The 23190-nt window shown below is 66.4% G+C and carries 20 protein-coding genes; 6 read left to right on the top strand and 14 right to left on the bottom strand.

Annotation, left to right across the window (positions count from 1 at the left end; translation table 11 throughout):
* Positions 1 to 35: 35 nt before the first annotated feature.
* From OIE68_RS16515 to OIE68_RS16555, 9 genes are all read right to left on the bottom strand, one after another.
* Entirely contained in the window at positions 36 to 908 is an 873-nt protein-coding gene (locus tag OIE68_RS16515; protein ID WP_327101697.1) for an alpha/beta hydrolase, read from the bottom strand.
* A 141-nt stretch (positions 909 to 1049) separates the two neighbouring features.
* The gene (locus OIE68_RS16520) at positions 1050 to 2195 is read right to left on the bottom strand and encodes an acyl-CoA dehydrogenase family protein (protein ID WP_327100239.1); all 1146 of its coding nucleotides are present in this window, start codon (positions 2193 to 2195) and stop codon (positions 1050 to 1052) included.
* Between the two features lie 237 nt (positions 2196 to 2432).
* Positions 2433 to 3500: an alpha/beta hydrolase family protein gene (locus OIE68_RS16525; RefSeq protein WP_327100240.1), complete on the bottom strand. Its 1068-nt coding sequence runs from the start codon at positions 3498 to 3500 to the stop codon at positions 2433 to 2435.
* Positions 3501 to 3545: 45 nt separating this feature from the next.
* Positions 3546 to 4445, bottom strand: coding sequence for a lysophospholipid acyltransferase family protein (locus OIE68_RS16530; protein WP_327100241.1), 900 nt, complete (start codon positions 4443 to 4445; stop codon positions 3546 to 3548).
* 291 nt (positions 4446 to 4736) lie between these two features.
* Entirely contained in the window at positions 4737 to 6203 is a 1467-nt protein-coding gene (gene hflX, locus OIE68_RS16535; protein ID WP_327101698.1) for a GTPase HflX, read from the bottom strand.
* Positions 6204 to 6424: 221 nt separating this feature from the next.
* Positions 6425 to 7312: a diaminopimelate epimerase gene (gene dapF, locus OIE68_RS16540; protein WP_327101700.1), complete on the bottom strand. Its 888-nt coding sequence runs from the start codon at positions 7310 to 7312 to the stop codon at positions 6425 to 6427.
* A 24-nt stretch (positions 7313 to 7336) separates the two neighbouring features.
* The gene (locus tag OIE68_RS16545; protein ID WP_327100242.1) at positions 7337 to 8182 is read right to left on the bottom strand and encodes a TrmH family RNA methyltransferase; all 846 of its coding nucleotides are present in this window, start codon (positions 8180 to 8182) and stop codon (positions 7337 to 7339) included.
* Positions 8179 to 9096 carry a tRNA (adenosine(37)-N6)-dimethylallyltransferase MiaA gene (gene miaA, locus OIE68_RS16550; RefSeq protein ID WP_327100243.1) on the bottom strand — a complete coding sequence of 306 codons (918 nt, stop codon included), beginning with the start codon at positions 9094 to 9096 and terminating at the stop codon, positions 8179 to 8181. Before miaA ends, OIE68_RS16545 begins: the two co-directional genes overlap by 4 nt.
* The gene (locus OIE68_RS16555) at positions 9093 to 9875 is read right to left on the bottom strand and encodes a hypothetical protein (RefSeq protein WP_327101701.1); all 783 of its coding nucleotides are present in this window, start codon (positions 9873 to 9875) and stop codon (positions 9093 to 9095) included. Before OIE68_RS16555 ends, miaA begins: the two co-directional genes overlap by 4 nt.
* 264 nt (positions 9876 to 10139) lie before the next feature.
* Here OIE68_RS16555 and OIE68_RS16560 point away from each other — a divergent pair, with 264 nt between their 5' ends.
* Positions 10140 to 11570, top strand: coding sequence for a DUF349 domain-containing protein (locus tag OIE68_RS16560; protein WP_327100244.1), 1431 nt, complete (start codon positions 10140 to 10142; stop codon positions 11568 to 11570).
* 449 nt (positions 11571 to 12019) lie between these two features.
* On the opposite strand, the gene OIE68_RS16565 is transcribed toward OIE68_RS16560, so the two are convergent.
* Positions 12020 to 12601 (bottom strand): hypothetical protein, encoded by a 582-nt coding sequence (locus OIE68_RS16565; RefSeq protein WP_327100245.1) that lies wholly within the window; start codon positions 12599 to 12601, stop codon positions 12020 to 12022.
* Positions 12602 to 13200: 599 nt separating this feature from the next.
* Positions 13201 to 14757, bottom strand: coding sequence for a tRNA (N6-isopentenyl adenosine(37)-C2)-methylthiotransferase MiaB (gene miaB / locus OIE68_RS16570; RefSeq protein ID WP_327100246.1), 1557 nt, complete (start codon positions 14755 to 14757; stop codon positions 13201 to 13203).
* Positions 14758 to 15021: 264 nt separating this feature from the next.
* Between miaB and gluA the strand changes: the two genes are divergently transcribed.
* The 4 genes from gluA to OIE68_RS16590 all read left to right on the top strand — a co-directional run bounded on the left by gluA (position 15022) and on the right by OIE68_RS16590 (position 18335).
* The gene (gene gluA, locus OIE68_RS16575) at positions 15022 to 15750 is read left to right on the top strand and encodes a glutamate ABC transporter ATP-binding protein GluA (protein WP_327101702.1); all 729 of its coding nucleotides are present in this window, start codon (positions 15022 to 15024) and stop codon (positions 15748 to 15750) included.
* 65 nt (positions 15751 to 15815) lie between these two features.
* Positions 15816 to 16649 carry a glutamate ABC transporter substrate-binding protein gene (locus OIE68_RS16580; protein WP_327100247.1) on the top strand — a complete coding sequence of 278 codons (834 nt, stop codon included), beginning with the start codon at positions 15816 to 15818 and terminating at the stop codon, positions 16647 to 16649.
* Positions 16650 to 16770: 121 nt separating this feature from the next.
* Entirely contained in the window at positions 16771 to 17445 is a 675-nt protein-coding gene (locus tag OIE68_RS16585) for an amino acid ABC transporter permease (RefSeq protein ID WP_327100248.1), read from the top strand.
* Positions 17442 to 18335, top strand: a complete 894-nt coding sequence (locus OIE68_RS16590) for an amino acid ABC transporter permease (RefSeq protein ID WP_327100249.1) — start codon at positions 17442 to 17444, stop codon at positions 18333 to 18335. Before OIE68_RS16585 ends, OIE68_RS16590 begins: the two co-directional genes overlap by 4 nt.
* Positions 18336 to 18702: 367 nt before the next feature.
* On the opposite strand, the gene OIE68_RS16595 is transcribed toward OIE68_RS16590, so the two are convergent.
* Positions 18703 to 19653, bottom strand: a complete 951-nt coding sequence (locus OIE68_RS16595; protein WP_327100250.1) for a LysR family transcriptional regulator — start codon at positions 19651 to 19653, stop codon at positions 18703 to 18705.
* 96 nt (positions 19654 to 19749) lie between these two features.
* Here OIE68_RS16595 and OIE68_RS16600 point away from each other — a divergent pair, with 96 nt between their 5' ends.
* Entirely contained in the window at positions 19750 to 20634 is an 885-nt protein-coding gene (locus tag OIE68_RS16600) for an NAD(P)H-binding protein (RefSeq protein WP_327100251.1), read from the top strand.
* A 131-nt stretch (positions 20635 to 20765) separates the two neighbouring features.
* On the opposite strand, the gene recX is transcribed toward OIE68_RS16600, so the two are convergent.
* Entirely contained in the window at positions 20766 to 21335 is a 570-nt protein-coding gene (gene recX, locus OIE68_RS16605) for a recombination regulator RecX (RefSeq protein WP_327100252.1), read from the bottom strand.
* Between the two features lie 613 nt (positions 21336 to 21948).
* Positions 21949 to 22995 carry a recombinase RecA gene (gene recA, locus OIE68_RS16610; protein WP_327100253.1) on the bottom strand — a complete coding sequence of 349 codons (1047 nt, stop codon included), beginning with the start codon at positions 22993 to 22995 and terminating at the stop codon, positions 21949 to 21951.
* Positions 22996 to 23190 lie beyond the last annotated feature (195 nt).

Here is a 23190-nt window from a genome sequence, read left to right on the forward strand (position 1 = left end):
GCGCATATTCCGTTGCTGCCCTTGGGACCCCGGCCCTAACCGGCGTTGTCCGCGATGCGGAGGATTTCGTCGACGATCAGATCGGGTTCGGTGAACATGATGAGGTGACCCGAGCGCTCGGCCTCGACGAGTCGGCCGTTGGGGAAGGCGGCGGCGGTGCGGCGGTGGGCGGCGGTCAGTGCGGTTCGGGTGGTCTTGTCGAGTCGCGGAAGTTTCGTGCCGGTGATGACGCTGACATGCACCATGCCGAGCTCGTGCGGCTGGTCGCGGAGGTTTCGCAGACCTGCGCTGAATTGGTCCTGTTCGGCGAGCATGGTGCGCGCGGCACGCGGGGTGAAATCCTCGGCGCGGTGATCGGCGGCGATATCGGCGGGCTGTTTACCGCCGATCCGGCTACCGAGCAGGCGGTAGAGACCCGAGCGAGCGAGTTTGGGCAGCAGGGCCCTGGTCATCGCGTACCGCTTCTCCGCCGAGGGTAGGAAATACAGTTCGCAGTTCTCGTCGCTCTGATCGACCAGCACGATTCCCTGGATGCGGGCCGGATCCGCGGTCGCGGCGACCCGGACGATGGGGCCGCCCCAGCTGTGTCCGACGAGGATGAAGGGACCATCCCCCAGCTCCGCCAGCACCGCGGCGAGGTCGTCGGCCATCCGGGTGAGGGTGCGTGGGTTCGGATCGTCATCGCTGCGACCGCTCCCGGCACGATCGTAGACAACGGCGCGTACACGCTCGGCCACGACCGGCTGCACCAACCCCCAGATCGACCGGGAGAAACCCATACCCGATTCGAAAACCACGGTCGGCCCGACGGTTCCGCGCACCATGTAGTGCAGTCGACGGCCATCGGATGTGGTCGCGAATGCGCTCGTACCGAAGGTGTGCTCCTGCCCGAGGGCCTGCTCCGTCACTGTGCCCAACCTACCTTCTCCTCGCCCTTCGAGCCGCGGTGGCCCGATAACAGGACTAGACAACTTCGGCCGGTGGCGCAACAGGCTCGATTGCCCAGCCGCAGACCGGAGCCTGCGGCTGGAACGCGAAACTGGTTGGTATCAGCTCAGTTTCAGCGAACGCCCGATGATTTCCTTCATGATTTCGGTGGTGCCGCCGTAGATGGTCTGGACGCGGGCGTCCATGTAGGCCCTGGCGATCGGGTATTCCTTCATGTAGCCGTACCCGCCGTGCAACTGCAGGCAGCGATCGATGAGGTAGAGCTGCTCCTCGGTGCTCCACCACTTGGCCATGGCGGCATCCTCGACAGACAGCTTGCCCGCGTTGAGGTCCTCGATGAAGCGGTCGACCAGGACGCGGACGGCGGTGGTCTTGGTGGCCAGTTCGGCCAGCACGAAGCGGGTGTTCTGCAGGGCGCCGATCGGCTTGCCGAAGGCCTTGCGATCACGCACGTACTGGATGGTCATCTCCAGGCAGGCTTCCATGGCCGCGGCCGCCATGACGGCGATCGACAGGCGTTCCTGCGGCAGATTGTTCATCAGGTGGATGAAGCCCATGCCCTCGGTGCCGAGCAGGTTCTTACCCGGAACGCGAACATCGGTGAAGCTCAGTTCGGCGGTGTCCTGCGCCTTGAGGCCGAGCTTGTCGAGGTTGCGGCCGCGTTCGAAACCGGGCATGCCGCGTTCCACGACGAGCAGGCTGAAGCCCATCGCGCCCTTCTCCGGATCGGTCTGGGCGACCACGATGACGATATCGGAGTTGATGCCGTTGGTGATAAAGGTCTTGGCGCCGTTGAGGATCCAGTCGTCGCCGTCACGGACCGCGCGGGTCTTGATGCCCTGGAGGTCGGAGCCGGTGCCCGGTTCGGTCATCGCGATGGCGGTGATGATCTCGCCGGAACAGAAGCCGGGCAGCCAGCGCTGCTTCTGCTCATCGTTGGCGAGTTCGACCAGATAAGGCGCGATTACATCGTTGTGCAGGGCGAAGCCGAGGCCGGAATACTGGCCGCGCACCGACTCCTCGGCGACGATCGCGTTGTAGCGGAAATCCTTGACCCCGCCGCCGCCGTACTCCTCCGGCATGGCCATGCCGAGGAATCCCTGTTTACCGGCCTCGAGCCAGACCGCGCGGTCGACAATGCCCTGCTCTTCCCACTTCGCGTGATTCGGCGCGACGTGCTGATCGAGAAACTTGCGGAACGACTCCCGGAACAGCTCGTGTTCGGGTTCGAACAGTGTGCGCTCCACGCCAACCTCCTAGTGACCCCACGGCCGGTCCACACCGACCCGTCGTTGCTACATACGGTACCCGGAACGAGAACCATCGTTTACTTCTGGGCCAGAAATCGTAGTCTCACCTGGACCGGCGGAGGTGGTTCGGCAAGTCGATCGGCAAACACGGAGGTGCACTGAGCGCCCGTTCCCGTCGGGATGTCCGGGGGGATCCAGGCAAACGCGACCGGAATGGGCACTCAGCGCATCGACCTAGGCAGGCAATCCCAGCCCCTGCGCGAGCACGGGCCACGACGCCTTCAGCGCGTCTTCCCAGTAGCCCCAGGAGTGGGTGCCGGTGGGTTGGAAATCGTAGGTGGCGGGGATGCCGAGTTGGTTCAGGCGGGTCTGCAGGTTGTGTGTGCAGTAGTTGGTTGCGGCTTCGAGTGCGCCGCCGACGGCGACCTGGTTGGCGAGGCCGCCGGCGCCGGGCAGGGCGTGCTGGCCGTTGAGAGTGTCCCATTGGCCGGGGATACCGGTGCCGTCGGAGATGAACAGGTTCAGGCCACGCAGTTGGTCGGCATGCATGTACGGGTCGTTCGCGGCCCACATCGGATCACCTTGCGGTCCATACATATTCGCCGAATGACCGCCGCCCGCAGCGATAACTGCGTTCACGAAGTTGTAGCCGACCGGGTCGGAAATCTGCGCGCAACCGCTGTAGGCGGCCACCGATTTGTAGAGGCCCGGTGCGGCGATGGGCAATTGCAGTACCGAAGTACCCGACATCGAGAGGCCCGCAATCGCATTGGTGCCGTTCGCGCCGAGTCCGCTATCGATGAGCGGGGGCAATTCTTCGGCGAGGAAGGTCTTCCACATGTTCACGCCGAGCTCAGGGTCGGTGCCGCGCCAGTCGGTGTAGTAGCTCCATTTGCCGCCGACCGGGGTGACCACATTCACATCCTTGTCGTCGAAGAACTGCGCGGCATCGGTCTGCGCCTGCCAGGTCGCCGAATCCTCGCCGCCGCCCGCACCATTGAGCAGATACAGCGTCGGGCGCGGTACGGAGGTATCGGCCGGGCGCTGCACTTGGATCTCGATGTTCTTACCCATGGCGGCCGAGTACACCTGCAGGGTCAGATTGCGGTTGTCGCGCACCGCGACATCGGCGACATACGAGCCATCGGTCGAGCTCAACGAGGCGAGCAGTTTGCCGGACGTGATGACCGGATCGGCGACGGGAGCCGCGGACGCGAGAAAGCCACCCGATGCGGCTGGAAATCCCACCAGAACTGCTGCTACACCCGCTACCGCCGCCATACGTACTCTCGTTCCAGCCATTCGGCCAAGGTATGGAGAGTTACTGACAAATAACTGAGAGCAGACTCAGAACAGACTGCGCAGTCGACCGAACAGGGTGCGACCCGGATCACGATCGCGCTCGCTGAACAGGAACTTCAGTTCCTCCTCCAACTCCTTGCGCACTACGTCACGAAGTTCCACCGCGGCGGCATGCATATCGGGCGCATCACGCCACGGCGTCGGATCGATCGGCGCACCGGCGGAGAAGTAGAAGCGCTCGGGACGCGGGATGCCGGTCGGTCCGATGCCGCGGATCAGCGGCGGGGTCAGGTCCCGGTTCAGGCCGAGCGCCTCGACGGCCCAGCGCAGCGGTCGCATGACCGGATGGTCGCCGTCGAAAACGATGTCGTAGGCATCGTCGACACCGATCATCGCCACCGGCACGATCGGCGCGCCCGCCTCGATCGCCATATGCGCGAAGCCGGAGCGACCCTCCCACTTGAGGACGTACTTCTCGTTCTTGCGGCGCACCGCCTCTCGACCGCCGCCCGGGAACACGATGACGGCCTCGCCGCGGGCCAGCAGCGCCAGGCAGTTGCGGCGGTTGCCGCGCACCGTGCCGAAGTGGTGCAGCAGTTGACGAATGCCGGGCACATTGATGAGCACATTCTCGGCCAGCCCGCGGATCAGTCGACCGCGCCTGCGCAACACCTCGGGCAGCAACAGCGGTGCATCGATACCACCCATCAGATTGTGGTTGCCGACCAGCAGCACCGGCCCCTCCGCCGGAATATTCTCCAGGCCGTAGAACCGCGGACTCGTCCACGCACGCAGCGGCGCGAGCAGTGTGTCGAGCACCCGCATATCGGTATCGGTGAGCGAAACCGACAGTGGCGCACCATCACTCAGCCCCGACGCGGCGAGCGACGAATCACCGGAGCGCCGATCACCCGAATCGGCCGCACCGGAGTGGTCATGCGACATTTAACCCTCCTGATGTCGATTCGATGACGATAGCGCAACGAATTCGCCTGTGTTGCACCGGATGTGCCGGGCATATGCGACCGACCGGCCGGTCCGCGACCGAATCGGGCCGGCTCCGGTGCGCCGTGTGGCCCGCAACCGCGATCGGCGACCGCTCACCAGTCCTCGCGGCCCACGATTCGACGGAACGTCGGCACACCATTGCTGCGCGCCCCGTCAACGGCACTGCGTCCGACTGGTCCACTCGATGCAGTGCCCGAAAACGACTCGACGGCCGATCGAGACCACAGCTCAGTGCGCGACACCATCGGCGTCGGGCGAACCCGCACCGTCCGGCTCGGACGATCCGCCGGCGTGCGCAAACGGTGACAGCGCCGCCGCCAGTGCGTGCGGAACGCGGGCGCGCACCCGGGTGCCGCCCTCCTCGTGCTCGGAGGTGGTGATGCGGCCGTCCGCGTGGATGCGGGCGAGCAGATCGCCACGGGTATAGGGCAGCAGCACACTGATTTCGACGTCGAGGCCGCCGAGCACCTCGGCAAGGCGCTCGCGCAGCTCGGTGATGCCGGTGCCCTTGTGCGCCGAAACGTAGGACGCGTCGGGCAGCATCGCGCGCAGCCGAGTGAGCTCGACCGGGTCGACCGCATCGATCTTGTTGACCACCAACAGCTCCGCCGGCGCCGGTGACCCCGACTGCTTGATCACATCGGTGATCACCTCGCGGACCGCCTTGATCTGTTCAGCGGGTAGCGAGTCAGAGCCGTCGACCACGTGCAGCAGCAGATCCGCGCCGGTGACCTCCTCCAGGGTGGACCGGAACGCCTCGACCAACTGAGTCGGCAGATGCCGCACAAATCCGACGGTATCGGTGAAGACGACCTCGCGGCCGTCGTCCAGTTCGGCACGGCGGGTGGTCGGATCCAGGGTCGCGAACAGTGCGTCCTGGACCAGCAGACCCGCGCCGGTCAGCGCGTTCATCAGGCTGGATTTGCCCGCGTTGGTGTAGCCGACGATGGCGACCGACGGGATGCCGCTGGAAGTGCGACGGGCCCGCTTGGTATCGCGTGCGGTCTTCATCTCGCGAATCTCGCGGCGCAACTTGGCCATTCGCTCGCGAATGCGGCGACGATCGGTTTCGATCTTGGTCTCACCCGGACCACGCAGACCCACACCGCCGCCATTGCCGCCCGCGCGACCACCGGCCTGCCGGGACATGGACTCACCCCAACCGCGCAGTCGCGGCAGCATGTATTCCATCTGGGCCAGCGATACCTGCGCCTTACCCTCGCTGGAGGTGGCGTGCTGGGCGAAGATGTCCAGGATCAGTGCGGTCCGGTCGATCACCTTGACCTTGACGACCTTCTCCAGCGCGGTCAGCTGGGCCGGGGTCAGTTCACCGTCGCAGATCACGGTATCGGCGCCGGTTTCGAGTACCACGGCGCGCAGTTCGTCGGCCTTACCGGAACCGATATAGGTGGCCGGATCCGGCTTGTCGCGACGCTGGATCAGTCCTTCCAGCACCTCCGAACCCGCGGTTTCGGCGAGTGCGGCCAGTTCGGCCATGCTCGCCTCGGCCTGTGTCGCGGTGCCCGTGGTCCAGACCCCGACGAGCACGACCCGCTCCAGTCGCAGCTGGCGGTACTCGACCTCGGTGATATCGGTGAGCTCGGTCGACAGACCCGCGACACGCCGCAGCGAGGAGCGCTCGTCGAGCTGCATCTCGCCGACAGTCGGATCAGCGGTCCACCCGGACCGCCGCATCCGCGCGGCGTGCTCGGCGACTACATCGCCGGTGTCTTCCGTCGTGTCCTCGACGGCCTCGACGTGGTCATCGTCGTCGTCGGCCGGAGTGAATTCAAAAGTCTTCGATTTCGTCATACATCATCCATGCTGCCACGAGTACTGACCGATGCGCACTCGGTTATCCCTGGACACGGCCGAGGCCGGTCCCGGCTGCTGCACAGCGAGGCGTATCAGCGAGCTCAGCTCGGTGAATGCGACGACCACCAGTCTTCGGCAATCCGACCCGTCGCAACCAGCACCGACGGTCCGCGCAACCAAGCCGCACCCTCGGCGAGGCGGACGGTGACCGCACCACCGAGCACCCGGACGCGCGCCTCACCGGTGTCGGTGGCGATGCGGAAACCGTCGGCGGCCAGCGCGGCCGCCGCGGCAGCGACGGTTCCGGTTCCGCAGGAACGGGTTTCGCCGACGCCGCGTTCGTAGACGCGCATATCGACCGCGCCGTCGACCAATCCGGTCAGGATCTCGACATTCACGCCCTGCGGGAACAGATCCGGGTCGAAGCCGGGTGCGACGGTGAGATCGAGTTTGGCGAGCGCGTCCACGGACAGGTTCGCATCGACGCAGGCCAGGTGCGGATTGCCGACGTCGATGCCGATGCCGGGCAGCGCCCAACCACCGATGGTCGCGTTCGAGGAACCGAGCTCGCGAACGATGCCCATCCCCACGGTTACCTCGCCATCGGCAGGCCCACCGGAATGCACCGTGACCGGACGCGCCCCCGCGCGACTACCGACGACGTACTCGGTACGCGATTCGAGCCCCTTTGCCGCCAGGTAGTGCGCGAATACCCGCACGCCGTTGCCACACATCTCGGCGATCGAGCCGTCGGCATTGCGGTAGTCCATGAACCAGTCGGTATCGGCGATACCCTCGGGAATCTCGGCAAGCACACCCGCGTCCCGCAGCGTGCCCGCGCGCGCCACCCGCAGCACACCATCCGCGCCGAGTCCGCGGCGACGATCGCACAGCGCGGCGACCCGGTCCGGCGTCAGGTCCAGTCGGACCTCCGGATCGGGCAGCACCACGAAATCGTTCTCGGTGCCGTGGCCCTTGGTGAACTCGATATCCGACACGCGCATCCTCCCTGCTTATCGTCCTCGAACCAACGTACGGCGCTGCCGCGAAATTTCGTACAGCGCGACCGCGGCGGCCGAGGGCGCACCGAGCGAGCTGGCGGTGCCACCCATCGGGATATAGACCATATCGTCACAGGCCTCCTGCCAGGCCGCGCTCATGCCGCTGGTCTCATTGCCGACGACCAGGATCGTCGCCTCGGCGAAGTCGTAGTCGAAGACCGCGTCCGCGCCGTTCTCATCGGTGCCGACAATGCGGGTCGGGATGCCGCGCTGGATCTGCCGGTCGCGGAATTCGAGCACCTGCGCGGGCCCGGCCGCCCGGAAGATCGGCATGACGAATAGCGAACCGGTGGATGCGCGGACCGCCTGCGGATCGTATTGGTCGGCACCGTGACCGGTGACGATGATGCCGCTGGCACCGAAGGCGTCGGCGGAGCGGATGAGCGTGCCGAGGTTGCCGGGCGAGTTGGGGCGATCGAAAACCACCACGACAGGTGGCGCGGTGTCACCGGGTTCGCCAGGCTCGAAGGTGTCGAGCTCGGGTTGCCTGGATATCGCGACGGCCACCAATTCCGGTATGCTGGTGGACTTTTCGCCGAGTTCGGCCATCAGCTCCGGAACCAGGCCGACCTGCTGCACGCCGCTGGTCTCCAGTAGTTCGCGGGCCCAATTCGACAGCTCCGGCGCGCCGAGGCGGTAGAGCATCGTCTCCAGCGGCCAGTCGTTGGCGATCGCTTGAGTGATCGGGCGCACGCCCTGCACCAGGAAGCGGCCGTCGCGGTGGCGCTTGGTCCGGTTGTTCAGATACGCCTGCCACACCTGGACCGAGGCATTGCGGGTACTCACACGACGTGTCACTGCGGGATCCGTTCCTTCTCTAGCAGGGACAACGCGGTCGCGACCAGACCGGGATCGGCGCCGTCCACCCACCGCACCCTGGGATCGCGGCGGAACCACGAGCGCTGCCGCCGGACATAGCGCCGGGTGCCGATCAGGGTGCGTTCCTGCGCGTGGTTCAGGTCGTATTCGTTGTCCAGGTAGGACAGGACTTGTGCGTAGCCGATCGCCCGGCGCGCCGTGACGCCCTCGCGCAGACCTTTATCGATCAGTCCGCGGACCTCGTCGACGAGACCGGCCTCGAACATCAGCGCGGTGCGCCGTTCGATGCGCGCGTCGAGTTCGGCAGTGTCGCGGTCCACTCCGATGATCACGGTGTCCCAGCGTGGTTTTCCGATGACCGGCGCCGAGGCCGCGAAGGGGCGCCCGGTGAGTTCGACGACCTCGAGCGCACGCACCATGCGGCGGCCGTCGGTGGGCAGGATGGTCGCCGCGGCCGCCGGATCGGCCGCTCGCAATGCCTCGTGCACCGCACCGACGCCACGCTCGGCCAGCAGTCCCTCCCAGCGCGCACGGACCGTCGGATCGGTGGCCGGAAATTCCCAATCATCCAGCAGCGCTTGGACATACATCATCGAGCCGCCGACGATGATCGGCGTGCGGCCGCGCGCCATGATCTCGCGTACGTCCACGCTGGCCGCGGCCTGATAAGCGGCGACGGTGGCGGTTTCGGTGACCTCGAGGACATCGAGTTGGTGGTGCGGGATGTCCCGGCGTTCGGCGGGCAGGAGTTTCGCGGTGCCGACGTCCATGCCGCGATAGAGCTGCATTGCATCGATATTCACGATTTCGCCGCCGAGTCGTTCGGCGAGATCGAGGCCGAGGTCGGATTTGCCGGTGGCGGTGGGTCCGACGACGGCGATCGGCGTTGTCACCGATCACCTCCCGATGTGCGCCAGATACTCACCTGATAGCCGACGCCGAACGGGGCATCGCTGTACAGGGTTTCGACGGATGGGGCGACCGAATCGGCGGCGAAAAGTCCGGCGAGCACCTGATAGGCCGCGCGGCCGGATAGCACGAGTTCGGCGCACAAGGCCGGATCCAGGGCGAGCAGTCCGGCGGTATCGCCGTCGGCCAGCGCACGGTCCAGTTCGCGCTGCACGTCGGCGGCGCGCTCGTCGAGGTAGCCCGGTGCCTCGAGGGTCAGGGTCGCCGCGCCGTCCGCGACGACGAGAACGCCCGCCTCCTCGGGCGAATCGTCCAGGGCGGAACGCAACTGCGCACCGATCCGGGCGCATTCGTCGGCGGGTGTGTCGACGGCGACGAGAGTCGTCGTGGCCAGCGCCTCCGGTGCGACCTGACCACGCAACCACCCGGCAATCAGGGCGGCCAGCGGCTGCTGTGGATCCGCTGCGCCGGACGTGTGCCGCGATCGCGACAGCGCGTCCGCCGAAAGCCCTACCTGTACGTCCGCACCGAAACCGCGGAAGGTGCCGACCGCATCCGGTCCGACGACCTGCGCCGCCGCGCCCACACCCACGACGGTCCAGTTCCGAGTCGTCGCGGCCAACGCGCCGACCGCAGCGAGTGCGGCCGCGCGCAACACCGCGGGCGCGTCAACGGAATCCGACCCGGCCGCGTGCGCGAGACCGCCGCAGAGCTCGGGCACCAGGATCGGCGGCGACGGGACCAGGGCCGCAATGGAGAACACGCCGTAACCGTAGTCGTTCGCCGAATGCGCGATCCACAGCACCGCTGCGGCGTCCGCAACGTCGGGGTTCGAGTGTCTCTGCCGCAAACTCGGCCGAGATTGATAGTGTTCGAGGTGCTACAACCCAGGTCATCACGGGTTGATTTCCCTGGGAATCATCAGTCGGAGGGTATTGATCGATGGTTTACAGGGCTCGGACCGGGTTCAATGGAGTGAGCTAGGGCGTAACCAGGCAGCCGTGACGCGCGGCAGGGACGAGGAGCAATGAGCGAGAGCAACGGAACGGCGAAAGCGACCCCCGGCAGCACGCCGCGCCCCTCGGATTCCCCGAAGGCCGCCGTGCCTAAACCCTCCGCCGCCCCGAAACCAGCCGCGGCCCCCAAACCGGGCGGGTCTGCGGCCCATCCCAAGCCGCATGCGGTCAAACCGGCCCCGGGGCAGGCCGCGCAGCAGCATCCGCATCCGGTCATCGTCCCGACTGCCAGCGATCCCAGTGCGTGGGGTCGCGTCGACGACGACGGCACCGCATGGGTGAAGACCGCCGAGGGCGAGCGCGTCGTCGGATCCTGGCAGGCCGGCGACGCCGCCGAGGGACTGGCGCACTTCGGCCGTCGGTTCGACGATCTGGCCACCGAGGTAGCGCTGCTCGAGGCGCGACTGGCCGCCGGGGCAGATGCCCGCAAGACCAAGGCGGCCGCGGTCGCCATCGCCGAATCGCTGCCTACCGCGGCGGTCATCGGCGATGTCGAGGGGCTCGGCCAGCGACTGCAGGCCATTGCCGAACACTCCGAAGAGGCGGCGGTCCACGCCAAGGAGGAGAAGGAAAAGGCCAGGCACGAGCACACCGAGCGCAAGGAAGCACTCTGCGCCGAGGCCGAAAAGATCGCCACCGAATCCACGCAGTGGAAGGCCGCGGGCGATCGGCTGCGGGAAATCCTGGACGAGTGGAAGTCCATCCGCGGCGTGGACCGCAAGGTCGACGATGCATTGTGGAAGCGCTACTCCAAGGCGCGTGAGGCGTTCAACCGCCGTCGCGGCGCACACTTCGCCGAACTCGACCGCGAACGCGCGGCCGCGAAGTCGCGCAAGGAAGAACTCTGCGTGCGCGCCGAGGAACTTTCCGGCTCCACCGACTGGGTCGGCACCGCCGGTGTGTTCCGCGATCTACTCGCCGAGTGGAAGGCCGCGGGCCGGGCGCCACGTGAGGCCGACGAGGCGCTGTGGCGGCGTTTCAAGAGCGCCCAGGACGTATTCTTCGCCGCGCGCAATGCCGCCGTCTCGGAGCGCGACGCCGAATTCGAGCAGAACGCCGCCGCCAAGGAAGAACTGCTGCAAGCCTACGGACACATCGATCCCGCCACCGGTCTGGACGCCGCCCGCGCCGCCCTGCGCGAACTCCAGGACAAATGGGACGCGATCGGCAAGGTCCCACGCGAACGCATCCAGGAACTCGAAGGCAAACTCCGCACCATCGAAAAGCGCGTTCGCGACGCGGCCGACGCCCAATGGCGCCGCACCGATCCCGAGGCCATGGCCCGAGCCGCCCAATTCCGCGAACGAGTCGCCCAATTCGAGGAACAGGCCGCCAAGGCAACCGCGGCAGGCAACAAGCGCGATGCGGAGAAGGCACTGGAGCAAGCCAAACAGTGGCGTGAGTGGGCCGAGGCCGCAGAAGGCGCAGTCAGCAACCGCTGATCCTGTACCGCCATGCGCTGGCGCGGATCGCTTCGGTCGGCTGCGCGAGCGCTTTACGAACTCGGGTGTGATCGGCACCTGGCCGTCGATGCGACCCTCTCGCAGGCGAGACAGCGTGGCATCCAGGCACCTTGGAGGCCAGCGCCGCGTGTCTTCCGCAGCTTGATCTCGGGCTCTCGCGGGATAATGCCCGTCTCCGGAGGTACCTCTCACGAAATCTGTATCGGCGGAACGGATTCGCCGCGACGGCAAGTGAGATCCTCGGCGGCGGCCAGATCGCCGGAGCCGTCAGATCGAGGCCGATCACCACGAAATCGTCCAGCGGGCAACAGATCCAATGCTCGCCAGTGCGACACTGAGGTTCGGCCGGACGCCCTACCTATGCGGCGGATGAGGCGATACTGACCGGGTCGCCGGGAAAGTGCATCCTCGAGCGTAGGGGTGCGCTGTTAGGAGTCGCCGGTGAGGCGGCGGCGGTCACGTTCCTCGGCGGCGGCTGCGGCGTTGCGGCGCTGTTCCTCTGCGGCAAGTTGCAGGGCGGTGCGGCTCCAGACGACGCGGATCCAGTGGAAGGTCAGCACGATGATGGCGATGGCGCCGAGGATTAGGCCGACACCTGGGCCTGCGCCGTGGTAGTTGCCGAGGCCGGGGGTCTGGCGGTGCCAGATCGAGAAGACGCCGAAGACGCTGCCGATCGCGGAACCGGCGACCGCGATCCAGGCGAGGACCCAACGGCGGGTCATCAGCGCCAGCAGTGAGAAGCCGATGCCGAAGAGGACGGCGAACCAGACGAAGATCCGCGACGGCAGACCGATGTGCTCGGCGCGCGCGGCATCGGTGCCGAGCAGAACATCGAATCCGCGCGCACCGCCCGCATGTGACAACACGAGCGAAAACAGCAGCAGGAAAACCGCACCCGCGACCACCATCGCGCGCACCCCGGGGTCGATCTCCCCCGCAATGCGCCGCTCGACGGCGTCGAGATCGTCCTTGAACTGCTCGAAGCCATTACTGCTCTCGACCGAGTTCACTGCGCCCTCGTCTCCTTCGGCTGATCCCTGCTCCGCTGCCTTACCCGCATCCACTGTGCCATCACCGCCCCCATCCCCCGCAGCCACCCCACTACGTCCGGTAGTACTCGCATTCCTCGCACCAGATCGCGAGTCCGCGGCATCCTGGCCGGGTCCCGAATCCGTCGCGCCACCCTCGCCTCCCCGCGAACCCGCAGCGCCCACGCCCGATCCCGAATCCGCGCCACCCTTGCCCGCACTCGAATCCGCGCCGATCTCGCCGGGTCCTGAATCCGCGCCAACCTTGCGTCCACGCGAGTCCGAAGGGCCTTCGCCCGGTCCTGAGTCCTCCCCAACACGCGAATCCACGCAGCCTTCGCCCGCATTCGAGGCACCGCTGTGGTCGCCCTTGGGATCGCCCGCACGCGTCCTACCGGCTCCGAGCGAATTCATCTCGGGTGAGCTCGGCGCGACCTCGCGGCGTGCACCGCTCAGCGCGGCACTCTCACCTGCACGGTCCCCGCGATCAGCCTGCGCACCAGGCGAATCCGACTCGAGCCCACCAGGTGCGGGGTCCGCTCCCCCAGCACGCGTCAGATCGTCGTCACCCGACCGGGGACTCATGCGCCGCAGCCGGTTGAGCAGCCTGAGGCGACGGGTTCGGGCGCGGGAGCGCCGATGCGGGGGAGGCCGAGGCCGACTCCGATGGGGTCGGTTTTGGGGGTGATTCCGCGTTCGTGGGCGTCGCCTGCGCGGGTGCGGCGGTGGGTTTTGATGGGGGCGTCGGCGATCAGGTGATGCGGGGCCGCTTCAGTGATGTCGACGGTGATGATGTCGCCGGGGCGGATCTTTTCCGCAGCGCCTTCAGGGCGGAAGTGCACGAGTCGGCCGTCGCGGGCGCGGCCGCTCATGCGGGCGGTCGCTGCGTTCTTCTTGCCCGCACCCTCGGCGACTAGCAGTTCGACCTCGGTGCCGACAAGCGCCTTGTTCGCACCGAGGGAGATCTCCTCCTGCAGCGCGATGAGCCGCTCGTAGCGCTCCTGCACCACCACCTTGGGCAGTTGGTCGGGCATATCCGCGGCGGGTGTGCCGGGACGCTTGGAGTACTGGAAGGTGTAGGCGCTGGTGAACCGCGCCTGCCGGACCACATCCAGGGTCTCCTGGAAATCCTCCTCGGTCTCGCCGGGGAAGCCGACGATGATGTCGGTGGTGATCGCGGCATGCGGCATCGCGGCCCGCACCTTCTCGATGATGCCGAGGTAGCGCGCCTTGCGGTAGGACCGGCGCATCGCCTTCAGCACCCGATCCGAACCGGACTGCAGCGGCATATGCAGCTGCGGGCAGACATTCGGCGTCTCGGCCATCGCCTCGATCACGTCATCGGTGAATTCGGCCGGATGCGGCGAGGTGAAGCGCACTCGCTCCAGCCCATCGATGCGCCCGGCCGCGCGCAGCAGTTTGGCGAAGGCACCGCGGTCACGCGTCTCGTCGGGATCGGCGAAGGACGCACCGTAGGAGTTCACGTTCTGGCCGAGCAGCGTGACTTCCAGGACGCCCTGGTCGACCAGCGCCTGCACCTCGGCGAGCACATCGCCCGGACGGCGGTCGACCTCCTTGCCGCGCAGCGACGGCACGATGCAGAACGTGCAGGTGTTATTGCAGCCCACCGAGATCGAAACCCAACCGGCATAGGCGGATTCGCGCTTGGCGGGCAGGCTCGACGGGAATGCCTCCAGCGATTCCAGAATCTCCACCTGTGCCTCGGCATTGTGCCGCGCGCGTTCCAGCAGCACCGGCAGCGATCCGATGTTGTGTGTGCCGAATACCACATCGACCCACGGCGCCTTGCGCACGACGGTGTCGCGGTCCTTCTGCGCCAGGCAGCCGCCGACGGCGATCTGCATGCCCGGCCGGTCGGCCTTGATCGGGGCGAGGTGGCCGAGAGTGCCGTAGAGCTTGTTGTCGGCGTTCTCGCGCACCGCGCAGGTATTGAAGACGACGAGGTCGGCCGTCGCACCCGGCGCGGCCTTCACATAACCCGCATCCTCGAGCAGGCCCGACAAGCGTTCGGAATCGTGCACGTTCATCTGGCAACCGAAGGTGCGGACCTCGTAACTGCGTGCGCCGTCCGCGGCCGCAGGGGCGGGAGACAACACTGCCTGTCCGATCGAATCCACCCGTCCAGGGTACGGGGGTGCGCAACGCGGGTTTTCAGCGCATCGGCGCAGGCTCCGGGCCCCGGCCGGGTCGCATCGGAAGGGTTACGGCGCTGTGTCGTATCGGCGCGGCGTGACGGTGTGTCGCCGAAACCCGGGCAAATCGCCGTTTTCCGCTTAAGGTCTTGGACCATGACCGACGACGCCACCACGCCCGACACAATCGGGTTGGCCAAAACCGGGGCAGCTAGTTCTGATGAGGGCAGTACCGCTACGAGCGCGCCGATGATTTCGATGCGCAATGTGGAAAAGCACTTCGGTGACCTCCATGTGCTGCGCGATATCAACCTCGAAGTCCCCAAGGGACAGGTCGTCATCGTTCTCGGCCCCTCGGGGTCCGGGAAGTCGACGCTGTGCCGCACCATCAACCGATTGGAGCCGATCGACTCCGGCGATATCGCCATCGACGGCGTACCACTGCCCGCCGAGGGCCGCGCGCTCGCCGCACTGCGCGCCGATGTCGGCATGGTGTTCCAATCGTTCAACCTCTTCGCGCACAAGACGATCGTCGAGAACGTGATGCTCGCGCCGCTGAAGGTCCGCAAGGTGAAAAAGGAGGGCGCCCGCAAGCGCGCGATGGAACTGCTCGAGCGTGTCGGGATCGCCAATCAGGCCGATAAGTATCCGGCGCAGCTCTCCGGCGGCCAGCAGCAGCGCGTGGCGATCGCCCGCGCGCTGGCGATGAGCCCGAAGGTGATGCTGTTCGACGAGCCGACCTCGGCGCTGGACCCGGAGATGGTCAACGAGGTGCTCGACGTCATGGTGTCGCTGGCCAAGGAGGGGATGACGATGCTGGTCGTCACCCATGAGATGGGCTTCGCACGCAAGGCGGGCAACCGGGTGCTCTTCATGGCGGACGGGCTGATCGTCGAGGACGACACACCCGAGGTGTTCTTCACTGCGCCGAAGTCCGACCGTGCCAAGGACTTCCTCGGCAAGATTCTGAGCCACTGAACCGAGCAATCACCGCAAACGTAAAGACCTCGGCCACCGAAATCACCAGAGGGAGAAGGAACACGATGAGGATCAACCGTTCGCTTCGACTCGGCATCGGGGCGATAGCCCTGACGCTGGCCGCCACCACCGCCGCCTGTGGCGGGGGTAGCGACAAGTCCGCACTCGACAACGCCAAGGACGGAAAGCTCACCGTCGGCATCAAATTCGACCAGCCGGGCCTCGGCCTGCGCAACAAAGACGGCTCCTACAGCGGCTTCGACGTCGAGGTCGCCAAGTACGTCGCGGGCAAGCTCGGTGTGAAGCCGGAGAACATCACGTTCAAGGAGTCCCCATCCGGTCAGCGCGAGACGCTGATCGAGAACGGTCAGGTCGACTACATCGTCGCGACCTACTCGATCAACGATGCGCGTAAGCAGAAGGTCGACTTCGCCGGGCCGTATTACGTTGCGGGCCAGGCGCTTTTGGTGAAGGCCGACAACTCCGGCATCAACGGTCCCGATGATCTGAAGGGTAAGAAGGTCTGCTCGGTGAAGGGCTCCACCCCGGCCCAGAACATCGAGAAGAACTACCCCGCCACGCAGTTGCAGACCAACGACACCTACTCGCTGTGCCTCGAGGGCCTGCAGGCCGGTTCGTACGACGCGGTGACCACCGATGACATCATCCTGGCCGGTTACGCCGCGCAGAGCGCGGGCACGTTCAAGGTCGTCGGCAAACCGTTCACCACAGAGAACTACGGCATCGGCCTGAAGAAGGGCGATAAAGAGTTGCGTGACAAGGTCAACGACGCGATCGAGGCCATGATCGCCGACGGGTCCTGGAAGAAGGCGTTCGACTCCACGGTCGGCGTCTCCGGCTACCAGGCGCCCACGCCGCCGACGGTGAACCGGTACTGAGATACGTGATCGGGTGGCCTGCACGGGCCACCCGATCTCTTGGCTACGAGCAACCTGTACATCGCGCGCGGAAGGACGATCTCCGGCCGCCGCACAATCCGATCGGAGGGACGCGAGCACAGTGTTCGACCTGATCTCGAGGTATGACGTCCTCGGCGCCTTCTGGGTGACCATCAAACTGGCCGCGTCGTCGGCGGTCCTCGCCCTGATCCTGGGCACATTCGTCGCCGCGATGCGCGTGTCCCCCGTGCCGGTCGCCCGTTTTCTCGGCGCCGCCTACGTCACCATCTTCCGCAATACCCCGCTGACGCTGATCATCGTGTTCTGCTCACTGGGCCTCTACTCCACCATGGGCTGGAAGCTCGCACCGGAGGGCCCGAACTCGCTGGCGCAGAACAACTTCCGTTACGCCGTACTCGGACTCAGCATCTACACAGCGGCATTCGTGTGCGAGTCTTTGCGCTCGGGCATCAACACCGTGCCGATGGGCCAGTCCGAGGCGGGCCGCTCACTGGGCTTCACCTTTACGCAGAATCTGCGAATCGTGGTGCTGCCGCAGGCATTCCGCTCGGTCATCGCCCCGTTGGGCAGCGTGCTGATCGCGCTCACCAAGAACTCGACGATCGCCTCGGCGATCGGCGTCGCCGAGGCCGCGACCCTGATGGCCAAGATGAACGAGAACGAGGCCGCTCTGATCACCATCGGCTTCATCTTCGCACTCGGCTTCGTAATCCTGACCCTGCCGACCGGCCTGCTGTTCGGCTGGCTGGCCAAGCGATTCGAGGTGGCTCGATGAGTGCTTCGGTTCTTTTCGATGCGCCGGGGCCCCGCGCGCGCATTCGAAATCAAATCTATTCCGTCATCGCGATTGTCGCGGTGCTGGCACTCGGCTGGGTGTTCTACCGCGGCTTCGCCGATAAGGGCCAGTTCACCGCGGAGAAGTGGAAGCCGTTCATCGAGGCGGACGTCTGGAAGACCTATCTGCTGCCCGGCCTGCGCGGCACCCTGATCGCGGCGCTGCTGTCGATTGTGTTCGCGCTGGTGATCGGCATGGTCTTCGGCATCCTTCGCCTGTCGGATCACCGGGTGGTGCGCTGGGTGGCGGGAGCGATCGTCGAAGTGGCCCGGGCCATTCCGGTGCTGATCCTGATGATCTTCCTGTTCTACGTCTTCTCCGATTACAAGGTGTTCAAGGTCGATCAGCTTGCGCTGTGGGCCGTGGTGATCGCGCTGACGGTCTACAACGGTTCGGTCATCGCCGAAATCGTGCGAGCCGGCATCAAATCGCTGCCGAAGGGGCAGACCGAGGCCGCGGTGGCGCTGGGTCTGCGCAAGGGGCAGCTGATGCGGTTGATCCTGCTGCCGCAGGCGATTACCGCCATGCTGCCCGCCTTGATCTCGCAAATGGTTGTGGCGCTGAAGGATTCGGCGCTCGGTTACCAGATCACGTACCTCGAGATCGTGCGTCAGGGCTCGCAACTCGGTGCGGCCGAACGCAACACGGTGCCCGCGCTGATGGTCGTCGCCGTCGTGATGATTCTGCTGAACAGCACGTTGACGATCGTGGCCAATAAGCTGGAGCAGCGGTTGCGCTCGCGCAAGCGGACCAAGGGTGCCGGCGTCGTGGCGGCCGACTCGATTCTGGCCGATGCGACTCCGGGGATGGATATCACGCAGAAGCCGTGAGTCCGTGGCCTAACGGGTCTGAGCGCGCACCTTCGCCCGAATCCAGCTGAGATCGCCAGATTTCGCGGGAACGTGCACGCTCAGACCCATTTCGGGCTGACTCGGCTTTCGCACACGCAGTATCGGGGGCGTGCGGCTGATACCAAGCGCGTGCAGATTCCAGTGTGCAGCGGTTGGGTTATCGTCGCGTCGATCGGGTGAGTGGCGCGCAATCGGTCGCGGTAATCAGGACGAGAGCACTGGTGGCGCGGAGGCTTTCACCCCCTTTTGGGACGGCCGCACACCCGGTATGCGCGGGTGTGCGGCCGTCACAGGGGGTGCGGGAGCCCAGCGTATGCGCGGGGCACGTCGATCAGGTGGTTGGTGATCAGGACGAGTGCACGGTGCTGCGGAGTTCTTCGGTTTCGGAGTGCGAGGCAGCGGTGAAAGTTTCGGCGGGTATTGCGGATTCGGGTGGGTAGGTGGCCGCTGCTACGGCGGTGGCTGCGCGGACGAAGGCCGCTACCGCGGGTGAGTGGCAGTTTTGCGGCCAGGCTATCGCGAGGGCCGTTGGTTTGAGGTCGGCGACAGGGCGGTAGGCGATCCCGGGGCGGGGGTGGCGGCGAGCGACCGAGGTGGGCGGGAACCAGATGATGTTGCCCAGTTCGACCAAGTTGAACAGCTGCGCCAGATCCAGGACCGGACGTGGGGGTTCGGGAGGCGGGGCGAGGCCGTCGCGGTCGGCGGGAGTTCCGTCGGGGAGCGTTCGACCGGCCAGGTCGGCAAGGCACAGGGTGGTCCGGGCGGCGAGCGGATCGGATGCGGCCAGCGCGACCAGGCGGGGTTCGGTGAGCAGCGGTTCGACATCCAGACCACGGTCGTCGAATGGGGTGGCCAGGAGGGCGACATCTGCGCGGCCCTGACGAAGGGCCGGGACCTGCTCGCCCCGACCGCCCAACATCAACTCCACCGGAACTGCCGCGTCCTCGAGGTGATATGTCTCGAAGATCTGTGGCAGGAGTCCGGCGTCGTAGTCGGCTTTGAGCGCGAGCCGTAGCCCCGGTGCGGGCCTGCCGACGTGCCGGGCACGCTCAGCAGCCGCCGCGACGGCATCGAGTGCGGTCCGCGCGTCGCGGAGCAAGGTCTCGCCGGGCGGGGTGAGCACGACGTGTCGGGTGGTGCGCTCGAAAAGTTGAACGCCCAGCTGACGTTCCAGTTCCCGGATCGCCCGCGAGAGGGGTGGTTGCGCCATCCCCAGTCGGTCGGCTGCGCGTCCGAAATGCAGTTCCTCGGCGACGGCCACGAAGTATCGGAGTTGCCGAACCTCCAGATCACTCATATCCCCACGGTATCAACGCTTATCGAATCGGTCCTTCAGGTTCGGTGCCGCGCCGACTTGACTGGCCAGTGCCAAATCACTCGAGCAGAGGTTGTCATGATCGTTGTTACTACCCCTACCGGCGCCATCGGCCGTCAGGTCCTCCCCCATCTCCTCGACCGCGGCGCGCCGGTCCGCGTTATCGTGCGTGATCCAGCACGCCTGCCCGCGCACATCCGCGAGCACGTCGAAGTCGTAACCGGATCGCATAGCGATATTGATGTGGTCACCCAGGCGTTCGCCGACGCCGACGCCGTGTTCTGGTTGCTGCCCCCCGTCCATCGTGGCGCGAGCCTCGAAGCCGCGGTTCTGGACTTCACACGGCCCGCGTGCGAGGCATTCAAGAGTCAGGGTGTCGAGCGAGTGGTCGGAGTCTCATCCATCGGTCGCGGGTCAGCGGTGGTCGGGAACGCCGGACTGGTCACGGCGTCGCTGGCCATGGACGATCTGATTGCGAGTACCGGCGTGAGCTACCGAGCGCTGGCGATGCCCTCGTTCATGGATAATCTGCTTCGCCAAGTCGAAGTAATCAAGACTCAGGGCATATTCTTCGCACCGCTGTCCCCCGATCTGAAACGCCCCACCTGCGCAACCCGCGATATCGCCGCCGTCGCCGCCGAACTGCTGCTCGACGACTCGTGGAGTGGATACGACAGCGTCCCTGTACTCGGCCCAGAGGACTTGTCCAACAACGACATGGCGCAAATCATGTCCGAAGTGCTCGGCCGCCCGATCCGCTTCCAACAAGTCTCCGGCGAGGCCTACAAGACCACAATGCTCGAATCCGGCATGTCCGAGGCCATGGCCCAGGGCATGTACGACATGCTGGAGGCAAAGGAGAACGGCCTCGACAACGCCGAACCCCGCACCCCCCAATCCACAACCCCCACCACCTTCCGCCAATGGTGCGAAGAAGTTCTCACCCCCGCCCTTCAGCTCTAACCACTGAAGCCAGTCCGCAGCCCGAGCCGGCCCCTGTTCACCACGCACACGCGCGGCCGCACATGTGCCTCGAGCAAGAGTCACGTGGGCGACCAAGACCTCACGCAGGTGGGCGGGGCGTGCTGCCAGGCTCAGTCGAGGTCCGGCGTGTCGAACTGGGCCTGTGCGAGTTCGGCTTTCACGACGGTGAAGGCTGTGGATTGGTTGTAGCCGCGGCGGGCGAGCATGGAGACGAGGCGGCGGATCGTTTTGTCGCGGTCCAGGTTTGTGGGCATGGTGCGTAGTTTGCGCCGGACCAGTTCGGTGGCGCGTTGTTCCTCGTCGTCGGCGGTGATGGCGTCGAGGGCGCAGGCGGCGTCGGATTGGGAGACGCCTTTGCGGCGAAGTTCTTGGGCAAGAGCTTGTTTGCCCTTGCCGGAGAATGTGTGGCGGGACTGGACCCATTGTTCCGCGAAGGCGGCATCGTCGATCAGGCCGACCTCGGTGAAGCGGTCCAGGGCGCGTTCGGTGATTTCAGGCGTAAAGCCCTTGGCCGCGAGACGCTGCGCCAGTTCGGCACGGCTGCGGGCGCGGACGGCGAGCAGGCGAAGACACGCCTCCTTCGCCTGCTCGACCGTCCCGCCTTGGGGAGTGCGCTCCACACGGGACCGGTTCGCACCGGTGCCAGTCGAGGACGCACCTTCCTCGGATCCGGCCGCCACCGGATCCGCCCATCGGCCTTCGGAACTCTGTAAGTCAGCCGAGTGGGAGTCGTTGCGCCGGAATTCGTTCCGGCGCCCGCGACCGCGCCGGGACCCAGTCGAGCGCACCCGCTGCGGATCGGGCGCGCTCGACCGAGTTCCCATGATGTCCGAATCGGCCAAACCACCTTCGGCCAACCGGACCCGCCTATCCCCCTGCCCCCTCCCCCGAAACCCCGATCCCTCCGAATCCCCCTCGAGCCACTGGCCCCGGCCCGACTCGTGCTCGTCCGAGTGGAAATCCACAGCCTCCGACTCGATCTCGGACCGCCGACCACGGCTCCGCTGGGAACCACCCGACCGGAGCCCGGCAGCCCCTGCGGACTGCTGGACTCGCCTGGACTCAGGCTCGCCCACCTGGAAACCAGCGGCTTCCGAACCGCCCTCGGACCAGTGCACCCGCCCTGGTTCGGGCTCGCCCGAACCGGATCCGGCGGGGGTTGAGATGGGTGGGCGGCCTGAGGCGGAGAGTAGTTCGTTCAGGCGGTGGCGGGCCTCGGTTACCGGGTCGGGCCGCGTTGTATCGGGTGCGGGCCCGGTGGGGTGTGGGGCTGGGCGCCGAGGGGGCATCGGATCAGAAGTCGGCGGGGACCTCGGCGGCCGCGCCGTCGGCGGTCACGTCGGCGCCGATGCCGAGCTTTTCCTTGATCTTCTTCTCGACCTCGTCGCGGACGTCGGTGTTCTCCAGCAGGAACTTGCGGGCGTTCTCCTTGCCCTGGCCGAGCTGGTCGCCCTCGTAGGTGTACCAGGAGCCGGACTTGCGGATGAAGCCCTGCTCGACACCCATATCGATGAGCGAGCCCTCCTTGGAAATGCCATGGCCGTAGAGGATGTCGAATTCGGCCTGCTTGAACGGCGGCGAGACCTTGTTCTTCACGACCTTCACGCGGGTGCGGTTGCCGACCGCATCGCTGCCGTCCTTGAGCGTCTCGATGCGGCGCACATCCAGGCGCACCGAAGCGTAGAACTTCAACGCCTTACCACCGGTCGTGGTCTCGGGCGAACCGAACATCACACCGATCTTCTCGCGCAGCTGATTGATGAAGATGGCGGTGGTGCCGGAGTTGTTCAGCGCACCGGTCATCTTGCGCAGCGCCTGGCTCATCAGGCGCGCCTGCAGACCAACGTGGCTGTCACCCATCTCGCCCTCGATTTCGGCGCGCGGTACCAGCGCGGCCACCGAGTCGATGACGATGATGTCGATCGCGCCCGAACGCACCAGCATGTCGGCGATTTCCAGCGCCTGCTCACCGGTGTCGGGCTGGGAGACGAGCAGTGCGTCGGTGTCGACGCCCAGCTTGCGGGCGTAGTCGGGATCGAGCGCGTGCTCGGCGTCGATGAAGGCGGCGACACCGCCCGCGGCCTGGGCATTGGCCACCGCGTGCAGTGCGACGGTCGTCTTACCCGAGGACTCCGGGCCGTAGACCTCGACGATGCGGCCGCGCGGCAGACCGCCGATACCGAGCGCCACGTCCAGGGCGATGGATCCGGTCGGGATCACCGAGATGGGCTGGCGGGCCTCCTCGCCGAGACGCATGACCGCGCCCTTGCCGAAGCTCTTCTCGACCTGAGCCAGCGCCAGCTCGAGCGCCTTATCACGGTCGTACGCCTGTGGTGCCATATCCTGATCCCCTTCTCGACGGGTAAGTCTCGTTCTTGGTTGGCGCCCACATTAGAGGGCGGCACCGACAAGTTCTGACGACCAGCCTAGACGAACAGATGTTCGAGTCAAGCGACGCGCCCGACAACACGCGCCGCGAACTTCCCGACCACAGCAACCGCCGCGCTACGGCCGATCGCAGCCCCTTTCTGAGCG

Source organism: Nocardia vinacea (assembly GCF_035920345.1).
Taxonomy (GTDB): domain Bacteria; phylum Actinomycetota; class Actinomycetes; order Mycobacteriales; family Mycobacteriaceae; genus Nocardia; species Nocardia vinacea_A.

What these genes read in the sequence shown, in the direction of transcription:
- OIE68_RS16525 (WP_327100240.1), bottom strand. Translation starts at nt 3,500, where the DNA reads ATGGCTGGAACGAGAGTACGTATGGCGGCGGTAGCGGGTGTAGCAGCA.
- OIE68_RS16530 (WP_327100241.1), bottom strand. Translation starts at nt 4,445, where the DNA reads ATGTCGCATGACCACTCCGGTGCGGCCGATTCGGGTGATCGGCGCTCC.
- hflX (WP_327101698.1), bottom strand. Translation starts at nt 6,203, where the DNA reads ATGCGGCGGTCCGGGTGGACCGCTGATCCGACTGTCGGCGAGATGCAG.
- OIE68_RS16560 (WP_327100244.1), top strand. Translation starts at nt 10,140, where the DNA reads ATGAGCGAGAGCAACGGAACGGCGAAAGCGACCCCCGGCAGCACGCCG.
- gluA (WP_327101702.1), top strand. Translation starts at nt 15,022, where the DNA reads ATGATTTCGATGCGCAATGTGGAAAAGCACTTCGGTGACCTCCATGTG.
- OIE68_RS16580 (WP_327100247.1), top strand. Translation starts at nt 15,816, where the DNA reads ATGAGGATCAACCGTTCGCTTCGACTCGGCATCGGGGCGATAGCCCTG.
- OIE68_RS16590 (WP_327100249.1), top strand. Translation starts at nt 17,442, where the DNA reads ATGAGTGCTTCGGTTCTTTTCGATGCGCCGGGGCCCCGCGCGCGCATT.
- OIE68_RS16595 (WP_327100250.1), bottom strand. Translation starts at nt 19,653, where the DNA reads ATGAGTGATCTGGAGGTTCGGCAACTCCGATACTTCGTGGCCGTCGCC.
- OIE68_RS16600 (WP_327100251.1), top strand. Translation starts at nt 19,750, where the DNA reads ATGATCGTTGTTACTACCCCTACCGGCGCCATCGGCCGTCAGGTCCTC.
- recA (WP_327100253.1), bottom strand. Translation starts at nt 22,995, where the DNA reads ATGGCACCACAGGCGTACGACCGTGATAAGGCGCTCGAGCTGGCGCTG.